Source organism: Streptomyces sp. NPDC030991 (assembly GCF_055571235.1).
This window is the reverse complement of sequence record NZ_JBVIFR010000011.1, coordinates 287,423-304,967: the sequence shown is the minus strand read 5'-3', so window position 1 is coordinate 304,967 and position 17,545 is coordinate 287,423. Positions and strand designations below refer to the sequence as shown.

General features: G+C 70.9%; 13 protein-coding genes and 1 pseudogene. 7 read left to right on the top strand and 7 right to left on the bottom strand.

From position 1 onward, the window contains the following. Positions 1-8 precede the first annotated feature (8 nt). Positions 9-1,784: an ATP-binding cassette domain-containing protein gene (locus ACZ45E_RS22380; RefSeq protein ID WP_468223012.1), complete on the top strand. Its 1,776-nt coding sequence runs from the start codon at positions 9-11 to the stop codon at positions 1,782-1,784. A 68-nt stretch (positions 1,785-1,852) separates the two neighbouring features. Here the strand turns inward: ACZ45E_RS22380 and hemA are convergent, their stop codons facing one another. The 3 genes from hemA to ACZ45E_RS22365 all read right to left on the bottom strand — a co-directional run bounded on the left by hemA (position 1,853) and on the right by ACZ45E_RS22365 (position 5,302). Beyond that, entirely contained in the window at positions 1,853-3,049 is a 1,197-nt protein-coding gene (gene hemA / locus ACZ45E_RS22375) for a 5-aminolevulinate synthase (protein WP_468223009.1), read from the bottom strand. 349 nt (positions 3,050-3,398) lie between these two features. Then, positions 3,399-4,787, bottom strand: coding sequence for a serine/threonine-protein kinase (locus ACZ45E_RS22370; protein WP_468223112.1), 1,389 nt, complete (start codon positions 4,785-4,787; stop codon positions 3,399-3,401). Between the two features lie 131 nt (positions 4,788-4,918). Continuing rightward, positions 4,919-5,302 carry a GNAT family N-acetyltransferase gene (locus ACZ45E_RS22365; protein WP_468223007.1) on the bottom strand — a complete coding sequence of 128 codons (384 nt, stop codon included), beginning with the start codon at positions 5,300-5,302 and terminating at the stop codon, positions 4,919-4,921. A gap of 39 nt (positions 5,303-5,341) precedes the next feature. Between ACZ45E_RS22365 and ACZ45E_RS22360 the strand changes: the two genes are divergently transcribed. Further along, positions 5,342-5,746, top strand: coding sequence for a DUF6896 domain-containing protein (locus ACZ45E_RS22360; RefSeq protein ID WP_468223005.1), 405 nt, complete (start codon positions 5,342-5,344; stop codon positions 5,744-5,746). A gap of 8 nt (positions 5,747-5,754) precedes the next feature. Here ACZ45E_RS22360 and ACZ45E_RS22355 read toward each other — a convergent pair. The 4 genes and pseudogenes from ACZ45E_RS22355 to ACZ45E_RS22340 all read right to left on the bottom strand — a co-directional run. Beyond that, positions 5,755-5,886, bottom strand: a pseudogene (locus tag ACZ45E_RS22355) (IS5/IS1182 family transposase); the annotation flags it as partial. Positions 5,887-6,100: 214 nt separating this feature from the next. After that, positions 6,101-6,727 (bottom strand): DUF305 domain-containing protein, encoded by a 627-nt coding sequence (locus ACZ45E_RS22350; RefSeq protein ID WP_468223002.1) that lies wholly within the window; start codon positions 6,725-6,727, stop codon positions 6,101-6,103. Continuing rightward, entirely contained in the window at positions 6,703-8,073 is a 1,371-nt protein-coding gene (locus tag ACZ45E_RS22345) for a DUF1996 domain-containing protein (protein WP_468223000.1), read from the bottom strand. Before ACZ45E_RS22345 ends, ACZ45E_RS22350 begins: the two co-directional genes overlap by 25 nt. A 102-nt stretch (positions 8,074-8,175) precedes the next feature. Further along, positions 8,176-9,885, bottom strand: coding sequence for a discoidin domain-containing protein (locus tag ACZ45E_RS22340; RefSeq protein ID WP_468222998.1), 1,710 nt, complete (start codon positions 9,883-9,885; stop codon positions 8,176-8,178). A 322-nt stretch (positions 9,886-10,207) separates the two neighbouring features. Between ACZ45E_RS22340 and ACZ45E_RS22335 the strand changes: the two genes are divergently transcribed. The 5 genes from ACZ45E_RS22335 (at position 10,208) to ACZ45E_RS22315 (ending at position 17,337) form a co-directional block, all read left to right on the top strand. Further along, a complete protein-coding gene (locus tag ACZ45E_RS22335) occupies positions 10,208-11,200 on the top strand; it encodes a LacI family DNA-binding transcriptional regulator (RefSeq protein WP_468222995.1) in 993 nt (330 codons plus the stop codon). A 535-nt stretch (positions 11,201-11,735) separates the two neighbouring features. After that, positions 11,736-14,327 (top strand): glycoside hydrolase family 9 protein, encoded by a 2,592-nt coding sequence (locus ACZ45E_RS22330; protein WP_468223110.1) that lies wholly within the window; start codon positions 11,736-11,738, stop codon positions 14,325-14,327. A gap of 380 nt (positions 14,328-14,707) precedes the next feature. Next, complete coding sequence (locus tag ACZ45E_RS22325) at positions 14,708-15,403, top strand: type 1 glutamine amidotransferase domain-containing protein (protein WP_468222992.1); 696 nt, start codon at positions 14,708-14,710, stop codon at positions 15,401-15,403. A 3-nt stretch (positions 15,404-15,406) separates the two neighbouring features. Next, complete coding sequence (locus ACZ45E_RS22320) at positions 15,407-15,997, top strand: TetR/AcrR family transcriptional regulator (RefSeq protein ID WP_468222991.1); 591 nt, start codon at positions 15,407-15,409, stop codon at positions 15,995-15,997. Continuing rightward, the gene (locus ACZ45E_RS22315; protein WP_468222990.1) at positions 15,994-17,337 is read left to right on the top strand and encodes an aldehyde dehydrogenase family protein; all 1,344 of its coding nucleotides are present in this window, start codon (positions 15,994-15,996) and stop codon (positions 17,335-17,337) included. Before ACZ45E_RS22320 ends, ACZ45E_RS22315 begins: the two co-directional genes overlap by 4 nt. Positions 17,338-17,545: the final 208 nt, after the last annotated feature.

Here is a 17,545-nt window from a genome sequence, read left to right as displayed (position 1 = left end):
GCGGAAGGGTGGCCGACATCGACGGACGGGGCACGTTCGGGCGGCTCGGGGCTGTGCTGCGCGGTTCGGCGGGCGCGTACTGGACGCTGACCGGGCTGTGGGTGCTGCTGCGGGCCGGGACCCTGGCGGTGGGGCTGCTGTTCCAGCGGCTGTTCGACGCCATGGGCGCCGGCGGCGGGGTCTGGCTGCTCATCGCCTGGGTGGCCGCGATCGAGGGGGCGCGGCTGTGCCTCCAGTTCGGCGTGATGATCAACCGGCTGGAGCCCCGGGTCCAGTACGGCACCACGGCCCGGCTGCGGCGGGAACTGCTCGGCTCCGCCCTGAGCGGGCGGACAGCCGCGGCCCGTACCGCTCCGGGGGAGGGGCTGCGGGTGGTGGGCGAGGATGTCGACGAGACGGGCTTCTTCGTGGCCTGGGCGCCCACCAACCTCGCGCACTGGCTGTTCGTCGTCGCCTCCGTCACCGTCATGATGCGGATCGACGCGGTGGTCACGAGCGCGCTGCTGGCGCTGCTGGGCCTGATCACGGTGGTCACAGCGGCGGTCCACGGCCGGTTCCTCCGCTACCGGCGCACCACCCGTGCCGCGTCGGCCGAGGTCGCGGGCGCCCTGCGGGAGGCGGTCGGGGCCGTGAAGGCGGTCCAGGCGGCGGCCGCCGAGGATCATGTGGCCGCTCACATCGACCGGTTGAACGCCGCGCGGGCCAAGGCGGCGGTGCGCGAGGAACTGTTCGCGGGCGTGCAGCGGACCGTGATCGGCAACGCGGCCCCCCTCGGCGTCGGCGTCGTACTGCTGCTGACGGCGGGCCGGGCGAACAGCGGGACCTTCAGCGTCGGGGACCTGGCGCTGTTCACCTTCTATCTGCAGATCCTCGCCGAGGCGCTGGCCTCGATCGGGATCCTTTCGGTACGACTGCAGCGGGTCTCGGTGGCGCTGGACCGAATCGCGGACTACCTCCGAGAGCGGCCACGGACGCCGACTGAGGAACCGGGGCCCGTCCCCGAAGAGGGGCCCGAGCTGCGGGAGTTGACCGTCAGTGGGCTGACCGCACGACATCCCGGTGCGGAGCGCGGTGTCGAGGACGTCGACCTGACCGTCGTACGTCACTCCGTCACAGTGGTCACCGGCGGCGTCGGCTCGGGCAAGTCGACGCTGATACGGGCCGTCCTGGGACTGCTGCCGCTCGAGCGGGGCGCTGTGCTGTGGAACGGGGAACCGGTCGCCGATCCCGCGAGTTTCCTGGTCCCCCCGCGCTGCGGTTACACGCCCCAGGATCCGCGCCTGTTCAGCGGAACGCTGCGCGACAACGTACTGCTGGGCCTGGGCGACGACGGTGACCAGGGTGGCGGTGGCGAAAGGATCTTCGAGGACGTGGCGCACCTCGCCGTCCTCGCCCCCGACCTGGCGGCCATGCAGGACGGCGCCGGTACCGTCGTCGGTCCGCGGGGCCTGCGGTTGTCCGGCGGCCAGCTCCAGCGGACGGCGATCGCCCGGATGCTGGCCCGGCGCCCCCAGCTCCTGGTCCTGGACGATGTCTCCAGCGCCCTGGACCCCGCGACGGAGCGACTCCTGTGGACGCGACTGCTGGACGGCTCGGTCACCGTCCTCGCGGTGTCGCACCGGCCCGCTCTGCTGCGCGCGGCAGCCCGGGTCGTGGTGTTGAAGGACGGGCGCGTGGACGCGGTGGGGACCTGGGAAGAAGTACTGGCCGAGTCCGCCGAGATGCGCCGGATCCAGGCGAACCCGGCACAGCGGCAGGGCGAGCCCGGGACAGAGACACGGTGAACCCGGGACAGAAGCACGGTGAACCCGGGACAGGGGGTGGCGTGAGCTCGGGACGGTGGCGGTGTGACTCAGCCGCGCGGCGCGCCCAGCTCGGTCCAGATCCCGTCCAGCGCCTCGACGAACCGGCGGACGTCGGCGGCCTCGTGCACGGCGGAGGGCGCCACCCGGAGGATCTCCTCGCCCGCGGGCACACTCGGCGCGTTGATGGCCTGTACGTAGACGCCGTGCCGCTCCAGCAGCAACGCCGACATCGTCTTGCACAGGCGGTCCTCGCCGACGAGGACCGACACGATATGGGTCTGATCGGACAGGAAGGGGATGCCCGCGTCCCGCAACAGACCATGCAGCAGGGCGGCGTTGGCCGCGAGCCGCTCACGTTCGGACTGGGAGCCACGCAGATGCCTCACGGCGGCGAGCGCGCCCGCCGCCACGGCGGGCGGCAGTGCCGTGGTGAAGATGAACGAGCGGGCGAAGGCCCGGACCGCGTCCATCAGAACGGTGGGCCCGGCGACATAGCCGCCGGTCATCCCGAAGCCCTTGGCCAGCGTTCCCATGACCACGGTGAACGCGGGCGCGAGGCCCTCCTGCGCCGCGATGCCGGCTCCCCCGGGGCCGTACATACCGACGGCGTGCACCTCGTCCAGGAACGTCACCGCCCCGTACCGCTTGGCGATGTCGGCGATCTCCGCGAGTGGCGCGATGTCGCCGCGCATCGAGTGCACGGACTCCGTCACGACGAGTTTGGGCCGCTGTGGATCCACACCGGACAGCAGTTCTTCGAGATGCGCGCAGTCGTTGTGCCGGAAGATGAACTTCTGGGCTCCGCTGTGCCGTAAACCGTCGATGATGGACGCGTGGTTCAACTGGTCGGAGAACACGGCACAGTCGTCGATGTGACCGGCGAGCACGGAGAGGGCGCCCTCGTTCGCGGAATACCCGGAGGTGAACAGGACCGCGTCCGCCTTTCCGTGCAGCGCGGCGACCTCCGCCTCCAACGCGACGTGGTAGCGATTCGTCCCACCAATGTTGCGCGAACCGCCGGAGCCGGCCCCGCATTCGTCGACGGCACGTTTCATCGCCGCCAGAACGTCCGGGTGCTGGCCCATACCTAAATAGTCGTTGCTGCACCAGATCGAGATCTCGCCATGGTGTGCCGTGTCGGCCGCCGGGAAGCGGCCCGCGATGCGGCCGAGCTCCAGGAACTCCCTTTTCCGCTCGGACGTTTCCTGCGCAAGACGTGCGAAGAAATCCATGTACTCGGACATGTCTCATGCTCGCTCTCTGTCGCATTCCCTCCGCCGCGCCTCATCGTAGGATGGGCTGCGGTCCCTGCACAGTGCGCGTTCGCACGAAAAGCGGAGCATCGATGACCGAATGTGAAATCCACTTCCCGTGGATCTGCAAGGCATTTTCCGGCCGTAGTCGAGGTGGCCGGTGGTCTCGCTCCAGGGCGGACTCCAGCAGCCGCTCGGGCAGCTGCTGCGGCAGCCCGCCCTCGCCGGTCAGCCGCTGACCACCGCCTGGCCCTACCTCGTCCTGGTCCACACCTGGCCGGCCCTGCAGGGGCACGTCCCGCCGGTAGGCGGGGCTGGGGGAGAGGTCTTCGATCGCGAGTCATTGCTTCTTGCTTGCGGCCTTCGCTCCCTCAGGTTTCTTGTGTTTGGGCTTCTTTGGGCCCTTAGGTTTTTGCTGCCTCGTTTCCTGAGTGGCCGGGGGAAGTGTCGTAGTACTGGATGATGTTGCTTTGTCGCTGGCGCGCTCGTCCGGTGTGTCGTCGGCAGGGTGGGCGCGGGCTGGAGTGGGGCCGGGTGCGGGGTCGTCGCCGACGGCGCGGTCAGACGCTTGAACAGGTTGTCCTGTTGGGGCGGAGGTGTGTGGCGGCGTGGTCCTGGAGGTGCTGTCCGCCTGATCCGGCTGAGGCTCGGTCGTCCTCGAGGGCGTGGACCGCGAAGGGCGTGGATGGTCTCGCGCGTCGGCGCCGGGGGGCGAGGCGAGATCGCTCTGGACGGTCCCGGTGATCGCTAGTGCCAGCGCCCCCGCCGCTGCGACGGTCATCGGCCGCAGCCACGCCCGGCGGGTCTGTTCACGGGCCTTGGCGGAAGCTGGTTGTGCGAGGTGTGCTGCTGCCGCTCCGGCTTCTGCCGGCGTTGATGCGGGGTTCGTCGGTCGAGGAGCGGGGGCGCGGTGCGTGGCCGTCGTCGTGGGCGTTCCCGGCGCGAGGATCACTGGGTGCCGATCCTGCGCGGGAGCGGATGCGGCCTCATCGAGCAGGCGCAGCATGTGGGCGGTGGTGGGGCGGTGCTGCGGTTCTTGGGCGGTGATCAGGGAGAGTGCGCGGGCCAGACTGTCGGGGACCTCGTCGGGGATCCGGGGGGCTCGCAACAGGTGGCTGATGCCCGCTTCGAGGGGCGTGGTGCGGCGTGAGGTGTCGCCGGTGAGGGCTTCAAGAAGGACCAGGCCCAGGGCGTAGACGTCACTGGCCTTGCTCGCGCCACCACCGAGCAGCTGTTCGGGGGCCATGTACGCCAGGGAACCGACCAGGGTTCCCTCTTCGCTGTGGGTGGGCTCGCCGATGGAGCGGGAGAGCCCGAAGTCGGCGAGTCGGGGCGCACCGCGTTCGTCGAGAAGGATGTTGGACGGCTTGATGTCACGGTGGATGATGTCGCAGCCGTGCACATGATCAAGGGCCGAGGTCAGGGTCGTTCCCAGGCGGAGGGTCTGCGCGGTGGTCAGGGGGCCCGCGGTGAGACGGTCCCGTAACGTGGTGCCGCGCACCAGTTCGGTCACCATGTAGGCGCCCTCGCCGTGCCGGCCGGCGTCGTAGACGGTGACAAGAGCCGGGTGGGAGAGGCGGGCCAGCGTCAGCGCCTCGTCGCAGAAGCGGTCTGCGGTGACCGTGTCCGCAGTGGAACGGAAGACTTTCACCGCCACCTCTCGGCCCAGAACCGTATCGACAGCGGCGAACACGTCGGCCGTTCCTCCTGACCCCAGCCGGCGCCGCATCCGGTATCGGCCGCCGCCGAGCAAGGTCTCCCGCGCGTCCGCGGCTGCGTCCCTACCGCCAGGTCCTATGGGCATCGACAGCCTCCTCCACGCACAGACAGTGCACTGCCGCGTACCCCGGGGCGCAGCGATCACGCCGACGTGACAGCGTGTTCGGGCGACGCCTCGTATCCAGCCGCCCGGTAGGGGGCGACGGTGGCAGCGTTCGAGCTCGGGGTGCTGACGAGTGCGCTTGACGCGCCCAGTTCACGCAGCGCCGCCGCGGCGGCGACGCTGATCGCCGTCCCGTAGCCGCGACCGCGGTCGTCGGCGTGCACGCCCACCGGCTCCGGCAGGCCGGGCCTGCCGGGCCCGGCAGGCCAGACCGTCGCCGCGGCCACCGCGTTGTCCCGGTCGGCGTAGCCGATCAGGCAACGGGCGTCGGCGTAGACGGGCCCGGCCGCAAGAACGTGCCAGATCTCCTCGGTGGACCTCGGGCTGCCGAACGCCGAGCGGCGGAGACGTTGGCGGCCCATGGAACAATCCCTTCGGCCACAGGCTCAGGGGGGCGACGCATGGAACGGGTTGGGGCTGCACGAGAGCTCGTGCTCGGTTACGTCCGCGCTCTGAACACGATTGACGAGGCCATGAGGGTAGCTGTCCCCTCGCTTGCGCGACTGGCAGATGTCCTCGGTCTGGTCCGTTCGCGCCGGATCATCAGCCGGAGCGGGCACATCGACACCTACTCCTACACGGTTCATGGGGCAGGGTGCCGCTTCATGAGTGACAACGGTATTGAGGTCGATGTGGACTTCGCTGCCGACGGGAGGGAAGTCTTTGATCTCTGGCGGCTGCGCTGCTACGGGTTGAGCCTGCCGGAGCCTCTTGATGTCACGGATGAGGAGCTGCGGTCCGCCGTGTGGTCGCTGCAGCCGCTTCTGACCGAGGTGCGGCCGGGGTGGTTCAGCGTAGCCAGCTGATCGCTCCGGCGCACCTTGCCCAGTCCGGAGCCGTGGGTGGCGCCGCGCCGGGCGATCAGGGGTTTGATGCCGCGCTTCCACAGCAGGCGGCGGTACTTGTCGAAGTCGTAGCCCCGGTCCGCGTATAGCCGAAGCGGCTGGTGGAGCGCGGCCGGCTGGACGAGGACGCGCCGGGACGTCGAAACGGTGCCCAACTCGCCCGGGTCGTCGCCGCCCACCCGGGCGAGCAGGGAGGCGGCCCTCGCGGCGTACGAGAAGTCCCCCTTCCCCGCAGCGAGGCGTCCGCCGCTCAGTCCGCCGCCAACCTGAAGACGATGTTCGGCGAGAAGGGGCTGGAGCGGATGACCGAGTTCTTCATGTCCGTGCGGGACGGCGCGGGACGGGACTGTTTCCTCCTTGACGGTGGCGGTCGGCACCGGCGGCCGTCACCGTCAGGGTGTCGAGCCGGGTGATCTGCTGAGCCACGCTCCTTTCGATGACGGCGGCGAGCTCCTTCGCCCGCTGGGCGCTTCCTGACGTGCGTTCGCTCGCGCACAGCATGCGGGCCTGGACCAGATGGGCCCGCAGACTCTCGGTGAAGAGGCGATCGAAGCTTTCCCCCGTCACCGTCCTCGCTCTGCGCACCGTGTCGGGTGTGACCATGCCCGGCATGTTGTGCCCCTCGTGGGGGCGGGTGTCGGGAACACCCGAGGCCTCCAACAGCTCACGCAGACCGACGAGCTCGTCCTTCAATCTCCTTCCCGCCTCCTCGGCCCAGTCGGCCAGGGCCGGACGGTCGGCGCGGGCGGGCGTCAAGTCGATGAGCAGCGAGGCCCGTTCGTCCATGGGGATCATCAACTGGATCCATGCCGTGTCGGTGTCGTTGAAGGCGGCGGGCGCGGGCCCGTCGGCCGCCGGCTGCGAAGTGCAGCCGGCGACCGTCAGGCCCAGGAGCAGGGCGACCGCCGTCCGCCGGGTCAGAACGTTCCGGCGGAGTTGCACTTGGCGCTCTGCACGATGCAGTCCTTCACGCGCTGCCCGAGGGCCGCGGTGTCCCAGGCGTTGAAGAAGTCACCGTGGATGGACGAGGCCATGCCCGACGCGAGGCTGAACCCGTCGGCGCTGCCGCTGGTCGGGTAGCTGATGACGAACGACACCGAGGGGATGGCGACCGGGTAGGCGCCGCTGCACTTGCCGTCGTAGGTGAAGGCGACGTGCGACTTGTGATCAGGGCTGTCGAGATGCTTGCCGTCCCAGCAGTCCGGGAAGACCAGCTGGTACGTCAGCTTGGCGGTGGGGGCGCACAGCGGCCAGTTGCCGTCGGCGCTGCGGCCGGTCTCGCCGCCAGGTCCGGCGCACCAGAACTGGGCGGGCGAGCCGGCCGGGGTGGCCACCTGCAACTTGGCGTTGCCCGCGATCATGCGGAAGCCTTGCGGGAAGGGCACGGTCGCCGTGGGGTCGGGCAGCCGCGACCCGTAGTAGACGATCATCCCGTCGGGTTCGACCGCCTTGCCGCGCTCGTAGAGCGTGGGGATCCAGTACGCCGAGAGATCCTTGGCGGGTGTGCAGGTCGTGCCCGTGTTGCCCTGCAGGCTCTGGGTGGTGGTGAACGCGTCGGTGCTCTTGTTGCCGAAGAAGCTGTGCATGTGGGACGCGCCCGGCAGGCCCGGGGCGACGATCGGGTCGTCCGGCTTGGAGTGGCTGTAGGTGCAGGTGGCGTTGAACTCGGGGACGCGCACGGCGTTGGCGGGCACCGGCGTCGGGGTCATCGCCCGGAACTGGTTCAGCTGGGCCTGCCACTTGGTCTGGTCGACGTCGACCCAGCCCGGTGCGGGCTCGTCGCCGCCGCTGACGAACGAGAACCAGTTGATGTTGACGAAGTCGCCGGGTGTGGTGCTGCGCAGCACCGCGAACACGCTCTGGGCGCCGGTCGGATGGGTGGTGACGTCGGCGCTGCGCGTCGCCCAGGTCTGCCAGCCCCCGGTGGGGCCGGTCTGGATCACGGCGAGCAGGGGGCCGGTCAGGGAACCGGTGCGCAATTCGACGGACCCGCTGCCCGTGGCGGTGGCGATGCGCGCCGACACCGCCAGGCGGCCGGCGGGCCCGAGGTCGACCTGGTCGAAGCGCATCCAGTCGCCGTCGGCGAGGTAGGCGGCGTTCTGCCCGCCGCCCGTGTCGGCGGTCGTCTCCAGGGTGACGCCGGACTGCGCCGCGTAGGACTCGGCCTGGACGGTGACGGTGGCGGCCCGCGCTGCGGGGGCGCCGAGGGTGATGCCGAGGGCGGCAGCCAGGGCGATCACCAGGGCGACGATCAGTAAGGGATGGAGGTGCAAGGGGTGTCTGTGCATGTCACTTCCTCATCGGTGGGGGAGGGGCGTGGTGCGGCTGCGGTCCGGCCCGGAACCGAGGTGTCCGGGCCGGATCCGGCAAGGGGGCCGGTGCCGGCTGCGCTACTGGTAGACGCGCACGTAGTCGACGAGCAGTCGGGACGGGAACGGCGTCGACGCGTCGGTCGGGCCGGGCCAGTCGCCGCCGACCGCGAGGTTGAGGATCATGTAGTGCGGGTGGTCGAAGATCCAGGGTCCGCGCGTGCGCTCCACCTGGTCCTTGTCCAGGGTGAACACGGTGCGCCCGTCGACGCTGAAGACGATGCCCTTGCTGTTCCAGTCGGCGGCCCAGGTGTGGAAGTCGTCCGAGAAGTCGGCGCCCGAGGACAGCCGGTACGGCGAGCCGATCCCGTTGCCACCGTTGTAGGCGGGGGCGTGCACGGTGGAGTAGGCGGTCTTCACGTCCTTGCCGAGGATCTCCATGATGTCGACCTCGCCGTTGTACGGCCACGGACGGCCGGTGAGGAAGTCGCCGCCCATCATCCAGAAGGCGGGCCACAGTCCGTTGCCCTTGGGCACCTTGATACGGGCCTCGACGCGTCCGTAGGTGAACTGGAAGGTGGCGCCGGTGTTCATGCGGGCCGAGGTGTACTGGCAGGTGGTGCTGCCGGTCAGCGGGTCGGGCGGGCAGGCTCGGCCGGGGCTGGCTTCCTTGCGGGCCTCCATGGCGAGGTGGCCACCGCCGTCGAGCGCCGCGTTCTGGTGGTCGGTGTAGTACTGCAGCTCGCCGTTCTGGCCGGTGCCGGGATCGGCGCGCCACTTCGCCGGGTCGGGCTTGCCGCCGGCGGCTCCGTCGAAGTCGTCGCTCCAGACCAGCCGCGGTGGCTGCGCCGGGTCCGGCGGCAGCGGCGGCGCCGGGACGGGGGCGCCTCCGGTGCCGTACACCTGGAACTCCCAGAGGGAGTAGCCGTAAGGGGTGGCGCGTTCGGTGCCGTACATGCGGACGTAGCGCCCCGTGCCGGAGACGGCCAGGGTCTGTTTGAAGCCGGTGCCGGACGTGGTCGAGTAGACCGGCGTCCATTCGGTGCCGTTGGGCGAGACCTGGATCTGGAAGGACTTGGCGTAGGCGGGGTCCCACTGCAGGACGACCCTGGTGATCTGCGCGGTCGCGCCCAGGTCGACGGAGATCCAGCCGGGGTCGGTCCAGCCGGTGGTGGGACTGGTCGCCCATCGGGAGGCCGGGTCGCGGTCGAAGGCCCGGGCCGGTGTGCACTCCCAGCAGTTGCCGTCGGTCTGCGACGAGGAGGCCGCGCCGGTCTTCCCGTACGACAGCAGGGTGTCCCCGCCGGTGCCGGCTGTGCCGTACACCTGGAACTCCCAGAGGGAGAAGCCGTATTGAGTGCCGCGCTGGGTTCCGTACATGCGGACGTAGCGGCCCGTGGCTGTGAGGGTCAGGTTCTGGGTGCCGCCGGTGCCGACGGCCGTCTCGTGGACGGTGGACCAGGTCTCGGCGTCGTCCGAGACCTGGATGCGGAAGGTTCTGCCGTAGGCGGCCTCCCACTGGAGGGTGACACGGCTGATGTGGGCCGGGGCCCCGAGGTCGACCCTGATCCACTGCGGGTCGGAGAAGGCGCTGGACCAGCGCGTCGCGGGGTTGCCGTCGACGGCTCCCTGCGCGGTGAACGGGTCCTCGGTGCTCGACGCGACGACGGGCCGGCCCTGCGACAGCAGGGTCTCGGCGGCGTGGGCGCGGGGCGCGGGCAGGCTGACGAGGGTGAGCAGGACGGCCGCGACCAGAGCGGATAGGCCGAAGCGGCGGAGCAGGGGATGCACGGGCGACTCCTCATTGGGGGAAGGGTGAGGGAGCGCTCCCTGGGGGGTGAGAATGGGCCGGTGTCAGTGACCTGTCAAGGCTTTCGGCAACAGGTCCGTAACACCCTCGACGTACGTGCTGCGTGTCAGGGAACGGTTCCTGAGATCCACTGCGGCGGTGCGCGCGACACCGCCGACCGGCGCCGGAGATCGGGCAGTTGAGGCGAGGAAACGGCAACCAGATGCATGAGAGGAGCCGTTGACAGGCGGATCGGGCCAAGGTCATTCTGGAAGGAAAACGCTCCCTGGACTCGACGACCGGAGCACCGGTGATCGGAAGACGATGAAACGACCCACGCTCGCGGTGGTCGCCGCCCGGGCCGGCGTGTCCAAGTCGAGCGTCTCCCGGGTCGTCAACGGAGAGACCACCGTCGCGCCGGAGATCCGGGACGTCGTCATGCAGGCGGTGCGGGAACTCGGCTACGTGCCGAACGCCGCCGCCCGCAACCTGGTCACCCGTCGCACGGACGCCGTGGCCGTGGTCGTGTCCGATCCGCCCAAGGGTGTGGTCTCCGACGACCCGCTGTTCTCCACCGTGGTGCGCACCGTCAGCCGGGAGCTGGAGGCGGTCGGCAGACGCGTGGTGCTGATCCTCGCCGAGTCCGACGAGAGCCGGACCCGGGTGGAGCGCTACGTGGCGGGGGGCCACGTGGACGGCGTGATGCTCGTCGCCCTGCACGGCGCCGATCCCCTGCCGGCCGCGCTCGCCCGCATGGGCCTGCCCGTCGCGTCCTTCAACCGCACCGCCGCGACGGACGTCCCGTACGTGGCGCTGGACAACGCGGGCGGTGCGGAGCTGGCCGTACGGCACCTCCTGGAGCGGGGCAGACGCCGGATCGCCACGATCACCGGGCCGCTGGACCTGTACGAGTCCCGCGAACGGCTCGAGGGGTACCGCGCGACCCTGCGGGACACCGGCCGCCGCTCGATCGTCGCGCTGGGCGACTTCACGCGGGTGTCGGGCGCTGAGGCCATGCGGCAACTCATCGAGGACGACCCGGACGTCGACGCGGTGTTCGCGGCCAACGACCTCATGGCCATCGGGGCGCTGCGCACCCTGCACCAGGCGGGCCGCCGGGTCCCCGACGACGTGGCCGTGGTCGGGTTCGACGACATCGAGGCCGCCGCCTACACCACTCCCGCGCTCACCTCGGTCCGCAGTTCCATGGCAGACCAGGCCACCGCGACGGTGCGTCTGCTGCTGGCGCTCATCGAGGGCGGCCCCAGGAAGCCGGTGATCATGCCGAACGAACTCGTGGTCCGCGAGTCCAGCTGAACGAAGGGGCGTTCATCACGCGGCCCCACCGGTGAGCCGGGCTTTCAGGCGCTGTCGTGCGGGTCGAGACTGCCGGTGAGGTGGTCGCTGGCGACGTGCGCGTGCAGACGCACGCAGGATCGCGGCCGACCTCCAGGAAGAATCCGCTCCCGGGCCGCTCGTCGGCCCGAGGACGCTCCCATCGAAGCACCGCGCTCGCCCGCTTCTCACCGTGTTGACCGAAGTCGTCGGCGATGGTCCCGCACCCCGTGCGCCGGGCCGGCCCGTGCGCAAGAGACACAGGAGCGCTCCTGCGTCTTGCCCGAAATCCGTTCGACACCTTGACGACATGCCGTCCGACCCCGAAATTGGGAGCGCTCCCATGTCGCATGAAGCACTCCGTTTGCCGCGCGTCCCCCGTTTCCGAGCACCCTCCCTCCGTTCGAAGGACTTCAGCGTGCCGCGACACCTGTCCCCCGATCCCACCTGCTCCCCGCACGCGCCGAGACCGCGCCGCACGGCCCGGTCCGGACGCGTCGGGGCGTTCCTGGGCGGCATGACCACCGCCTGCGTCCTGGCCGCCGCGTCGGTGTGGCCCGCCACGGCGGGCGTGCCCGCGGACCCGCCGCCCGCCGCCGACGTCCCCGAACTCGTCGTCAACGGCGACTTCTCCGCCGGCACCGCGCCCTGGTGGTCCACCGCCAACAGCCCCGCCGCCGTCGTCGACGGCCGCCTGTGCGCCGACGTCCCCGCCGGCACCGCCAACGCCTGGGACGCCATCATCGGCCAGAACGACCTCGCCCTCACCGCCGGTGAGACCTACGTGCTCGCCTACACGGCGACGTCCACCGTGCCGACCACCATCCGCACCAACGTGCAGATGGCGACGGACCCGTGGACCACCGAACTCGGCACCGTCCAGCACGTCACCGAAACCCCTGAGCGCGTCACCCAGACCTTCACCGCGGGCGCCGACCACGACGCCGCGCAACTCGCCTTCCAGATCGGCGGCAACGCCCAGGCCCTCACTTTCTGCCTCGACGACGTCTCCCTGGCCGGCGGGACCCCGCCGCCGCCCTACGAGCCGGACACCGGCTCACCCGTGCGCGTCAACCAGGTCGGCTACCTCACCAACGGCCCCAAGAGCGGCACCTTCGTCACTGACGAGACCGACCCGCAGCCCTGGACGCTGAACGCGGCGGACGGCACGCGCGTGGCCGGCGGCACCACCGTCCCCGCGGGCCTGGACGCCTCCTCCGGACAGCGCACCCACACCTTCGACTTCGGCGCGGTGACCGCACCGGGCACGGACTACACCGTCACGGTCGCCGGACAGCGCAGCGAACCCTTCGCCATCGGCGACGACCTGTACGGCTCGCTGCGCACGGACGCGCTCGCGTACTTCTACCACAACCGCAGCGGCATCGAGATCGACGCCGACCTGGTCGGCGAGGAGTACGCGCGCCCCGCGGGCCACGTCAACGTCGGCCCCAACCAGGGCGACAACGACGTCCCCTGCCAACCGGGCGTGTGCGACTACCGCCTGGACGCGGCGGGCGGCTGGTACGACGCCGGCGACCACGGCAAGTACGTCGTCAACGGCGGCATATCCGTCGCCCAGTTGATGTCCTCCTTCGAGCGGACCCTGTACGAGGAGAACGCCGACGCGAACCCGCTCGGCGACGGCCGGCTGCGCGTGCCCGAACACGGCAACGCCACCCCCGACATCCTCGACGAGGCCCGCTGGGAGCTGGAGTTCCTCATGCGGATGCAGGTGCCCGCCGGGCAGCCGCTGGCCGGGATGGCGCACCACAAGCTGCACGACCAGGCGTGGACGGGACTGCCCACCCGCCCCGACCGCGACCCGCAGCCGCGCGAGCTGCACCCGCCGACCACCGCGGCCACCCTCAACCTGGCGGCCACCGCCGCCCAGTGCGCCCGGCTGTTCCAGGTCTACGACACGGCGTTCGCCGACCGCTGCCGCACAGCCGCCCGGTCCGCGTATGCCGCGGCCAAGGCCCACCCCGCCATCCTGGCCGACCCGGCCGACGGCACCGGCGGCGGCACCTACACCGACGACGACGTGCGCGACGAGTTCTACTGGGCCGCCGCCGAACTCTTCCTCACCACCGGCGAGGACGGCTACCGCCAGGACGTCCTGCGCTCACCCCTGCACGGCGTCACCGACGCGGTCTTCCCGCGCGGCGGCTTGTCCTGGGGGAGCACCGCCGGACTGGGCGCCCTGGACCTCGCGACCGTTCCGAGCAAGCTCACCGCCGCCGAACTCACCGCCGTACGCGCCATGGTGACGGGCGCGGCCGACGGATACGCGGCCGACTCGGCGAAGGCCGCCTACGGCCTGCCCTACGCCCCCGACGGCGGCCACTACACCTGGGGCTCCAACAGCCAGGTCGCCAACAACATGGTCGTCCTGGGCACGGCGCACGACCTCACCGGCAGGACCGTCTACCGCGACGCCGTCCTGCGCGGCCTCGACTACCTGCTGGGCCGCAACCCCCTCAACCAGTCCTACGTCACCGGCTACGGTGAACGCGACTCGCACAACCAGCACCACCGCTTCTGGGCCCACCAACTCGACCCGACGCTGCCGAACCCCGCCCCCGGCTCGCTGGCCGGCGGACCGAACGCCGGCATCGAGGACCCAGTCGCCCAGGCCAAACTCAAGGGCTGCGCGCCGGCGATGTGCTACCTCGACGACATCGAGTCCTGGTCCACGAACGAGGTCACCGTCAACTGGAACGCCCCGCTCGCCTGGGCGGCGTCCTACGTCGACGACCTCGGCGGCGGCCGCGCCACCGATCCGGCCTGCGAGGTCACCTACACCTCGGTGCGCTGGGGCGGCGGCTTCACCACCCAGGCCGTGGTGAAGAACACCGGGACGGCCGCGATCAAGCCCTGGACGCTCGACTGGACGTTCGCCGACCGGCAGAAGGTGGCCGACCCCTGGGGAGCGGACGTCGAGCAGATCGGTCCGCGGGTCACCGCGAAGGCCCTGAGCTGGAACACGACCCTGGCGCCCGGCGCCACCGTCCGCTTCGGCTTCAACGGACAGTCCACCGGACTCGTCACCGACCCCCGCGTCTTCCGCCTGAACGGCAAATCCTGCACCACGATCCCCCCGCGCTGATCTCGGCGCCCGGCGGGCCGTCACGTCCCACGAGCGGCAGCGACCGCACACGACGTGACGGCCCGTCGACGCGCAACCTCCCACCCCCCGAAGACGGATGGATACGGCACGGAGTGAGACGGGGAGGATCAGCTCCGGCGCCCCCTGGTGTTCGATTCGGATCGGGGTAGACGCGCTGCTCTTCCTGGACGCCTGAGGTGGGTACCTCCCTCCCTGGCCGCATTGGATACCTATGTCCGAAGGGTCTACACTCGGGATATCTACGCACTGACAATCTGTGCATGGAATGTCAGAAAGCCGGAGAACAGGAAGCTGGGGAGAGGGGACCGGAACACCTCTCTCGCCGTCATCCCACCTAGCGGTCCCATCGGAGAACGCACATGTCGAAGATCCTTTTCGTAGTCACCGGCGCCGACCAGTGGACGCTGGCGGACGGCAGCAAACACCCGACCGGCTTCTGGGCCGAGGAGGCCGTCGCCCCGTACGAGGCGTTCAAAGCCGCAGGTCACGAGGTCGTCGTCGCCACCCCCGGCGCCGTGGTGCCCACCGTCGACCGCGGCTCGCTCGCCCCCGAGGCGAACGGCGGTCAGGAAGCCGCCGACGAGGTGGCCGCCTCACTCGCCGCTTTCACCGAGCTCGAGCACCCCCGCGACCTCGCCGACGTGGACCTCGCCGACTACGCCGCCGTCTTCTACCCCGGCGGACACGGCCCGATGGAGGACCTCGCCGTCGACGCCGACTCCGGCAGGCTCCTCACCACGGCCCTGGAGAGCGGCATGCCACTCGGTGTCGTCTGCCACGCCCCGGCCGCCCTGCTCGCCGCCACCAAGGACGACGGCTCCAACGCCTTCGCCGGGTACCGCCTGACCGGCTTCACCAACGCCGAAGAGACGCAGGCCGGCCTCGCCGACAAGGCCAGGTGGCTGCTCCAGGACCGCCTCGTCGAGATCGGCGCCGACTTCCAGGAGGGCGAGCCGTGGGCGCCGAAGGTGGTCGTCGACCGCAACCTCGTCACCGGCCAGAACCCCGCGTCCTCCGGCCCGCTCGCCGCCGAGCTCCTGAAGAAGCTGGCCTGAGCCGTGGCCACCGACCGGCTCGACGAGGTCCTCGACGCCGCCTACGACTGCCTGAGGCGGTACGGCGTACGTCGCACCACGATGGACGACATCGCCGCGTCCATGGGCGTGTCCCGGTCAGCGGTCTACCAGTACGTCCGCAACAAGGACGACGCGTTCCGCCGGCTCGCCGGACGCCTCCATGAGCAGGCGCTCCGCCGGGCCGGAGCGGCAGCCGCGGCCGACGCGCCCGCCGAAGAACGGCTGCACGGCATTCTGGCCGCCAAGCTCGACCTGGTCCTGCGCCTCAGCCAGGACTCCCCGCACGCCGCTGAACTCCTCGACGACAGAGCCCGCCTGTTCGGCACCATCTGTACGTCGTTCACCACCGACCTGCGAGACCTCCTGAAGGCCCTGTTCGACGAGGCGGGCACCGCCCAGGGCGTAGCGCCGCAGGAGGCCGCGGACATCTGCGTCGCACTCGTCGTCGGTCTGGAGTCCGTGCCCGGCGCCCGCGAACTGCTGCGCCCGGCGACCACCGCCCTTGCCGCGGGTCTGCTCGGCACCGGCCGTACCACCCCCCAACCCCCCACCACCGAAGGAACAGCGCCATGAGCACCACCGGCACCACTGGTACCACCACCGAGGACATCCCGGCCCTCGTCGCCCGACTCCGCGCCACGTTCGCCACCGGCCGCACCCGGCCGCTGGCCTGGCGCGAGAAGCAGCTCACCCGGCTGCGCGCGCTGCTCACCGAGAACCGCGATGCCGTTACCGACGCGCTCTACAGCGACCTGCGCAAGCCCCGCCCCGAGGCATCCGCCGCCGAGGTCGACTTCCCCGTGCGGGAGATCGACCACACGCTGGCCCACCTCAAGGCGTGGCTGGAGCCGCAGCCCCTGGACCGGGCCGCGCTGGCCGGACTGCCCGAAGGGACCACGGCCGCCACCCTGTACGAACCGCTGGGCACCGTCCTGGTCATCGCCCCCTGGAACTACCCGGTCCAGCTCTCCCTGGTGCCGGTCGCGGGCGCGCTCGCGGCTGGCAACGCCGTCGTCCTCAAGCCGAGCGAGGTCGCCCCGGCCACATCGACGCTGATGGCCCGGTTGCTGCCGCAGTACCTCGACCAGGAGGCGGTCGCCGTCGTCGAGGGCGACGTGCCCCGCACCACCGAGCTGCTCGCCCAGCGCTTCGACCACATCTTCTACACCGGCAACGGCACGGTCGGCCGCATCGTGATGCGGGCCGCCGCCGAACACCTCACCCCCGTCACGCTGGAACTGGGCGGCAAGTCGCCCGTCTTCGTGGACCGGGACACGGACGTCACCGCGGTGGCCGCCCGCCTCGCGGACGCCAAGTTCCGCAACTCCGGGCAGACCTGCGTGGCGCCCGACTACGTCCTCACCGACCCGGCCACCGCCCGCGCCCTGGAAAGCGCCCTCGCCGAGGCGGTGCGGAACCTGTTCGGCCCGGACCCCCAGTCCTCGGCCGCGTACGGGCGCATGGTGAACCAACGGCACTTCGACCGCGTGGCCGCGCTGCTCGACTCCGGAACCACGGCGTTCGGCGGGCAGAGCGACCGCGACGACGTATACATCGCGCCGACCGTCCTGACCGGGGTCAAGGGCGACGACCCCGTGATGCAGGAGGAGATCTTCGGCCCGATCCTGCCCATCGTGGAGGTCGCGGACCTGGACGAAGCCATCACCTTCATCAACGGCCGTGACAAGCCGCTGGCCCTTTACGGTTTCACCGAGAACGAGACCACCCGTCAGCGCCTCGCCTCGGAGACCTCGTCGGGCGGCCTCGGCTTCGGCCTCCCGATGGCCCATCTCCGCGTACCCGAGCTGCCGTTCGGCGGCGTCGGCGAAAGCGGCATGGGCAATTACCACGGCCCCCACTCGATCGCCACGTTCAGCCACCGCCGCGCCCGCCTCGACGTACCCCTGAGCTGAAACCGGCGCCGGTCGGTCGGCGCCCCCGAACCCAGCAGCCGCAGCCCCCGGAGCCGTCGTGCCCCGGGAGCTGCGGCTGTACCCGTATAGCAGTGACCCGGCAGCCTGAAGCTTCCCGTCGCCCACGGCCGGGCCGGGGGGTAGCCCCACCTTCAAGCGGGTGGTTGGCGGTATCCCGGGCCCGGACCTTGATCGAAAATACTGGGCT

Bases quoted from the DNA above. Each gene is read 5' to 3' on its own strand.
- hemA (WP_468223009.1), bottom strand. From the start codon at position 3,049: ATGTCCGAGTACATGGATTTCTTCGCACGTCTTGCGCAGGAAACGTCC.
- ACZ45E_RS22370 (WP_468223112.1), bottom strand. From the start codon at position 4,787: ATGCGGCGCCGGCTGGGGTCAGGAGGAACGGCCGACGTGTTCGCCGCT.
- ACZ45E_RS22365 (WP_468223007.1), bottom strand. From the start codon at position 5,302: ATGGGCCGCCAACGTCTCCGCCGCTCGGCGTTCGGCAGCCCGAGGTCC.
- ACZ45E_RS22360 (WP_468223005.1), top strand. From the start codon at position 5,342: ATGGAACGGGTTGGGGCTGCACGAGAGCTCGTGCTCGGTTACGTCCGC.
- ACZ45E_RS22345 (WP_468223000.1), bottom strand. From the start codon at position 8,073: ATGCACAGACACCCCTTGCACCTCCATCCCTTACTGATCGTCGCCCTG.
- ACZ45E_RS22335 (WP_468222995.1), top strand. From the start codon at position 10,208: ATGAAACGACCCACGCTCGCGGTGGTCGCCGCCCGGGCCGGCGTGTCC.
- ACZ45E_RS22330 (WP_468223110.1), top strand. From the start codon at position 11,736: ATGACCACCGCCTGCGTCCTGGCCGCCGCGTCGGTGTGGCCCGCCACG.
- ACZ45E_RS22325 (WP_468222992.1), top strand. From the start codon at position 14,708: ATGTCGAAGATCCTTTTCGTAGTCACCGGCGCCGACCAGTGGACGCTG.
- ACZ45E_RS22315 (WP_468222990.1), top strand. From the start codon at position 15,994: ATGAGCACCACCGGCACCACTGGTACCACCACCGAGGACATCCCGGCC.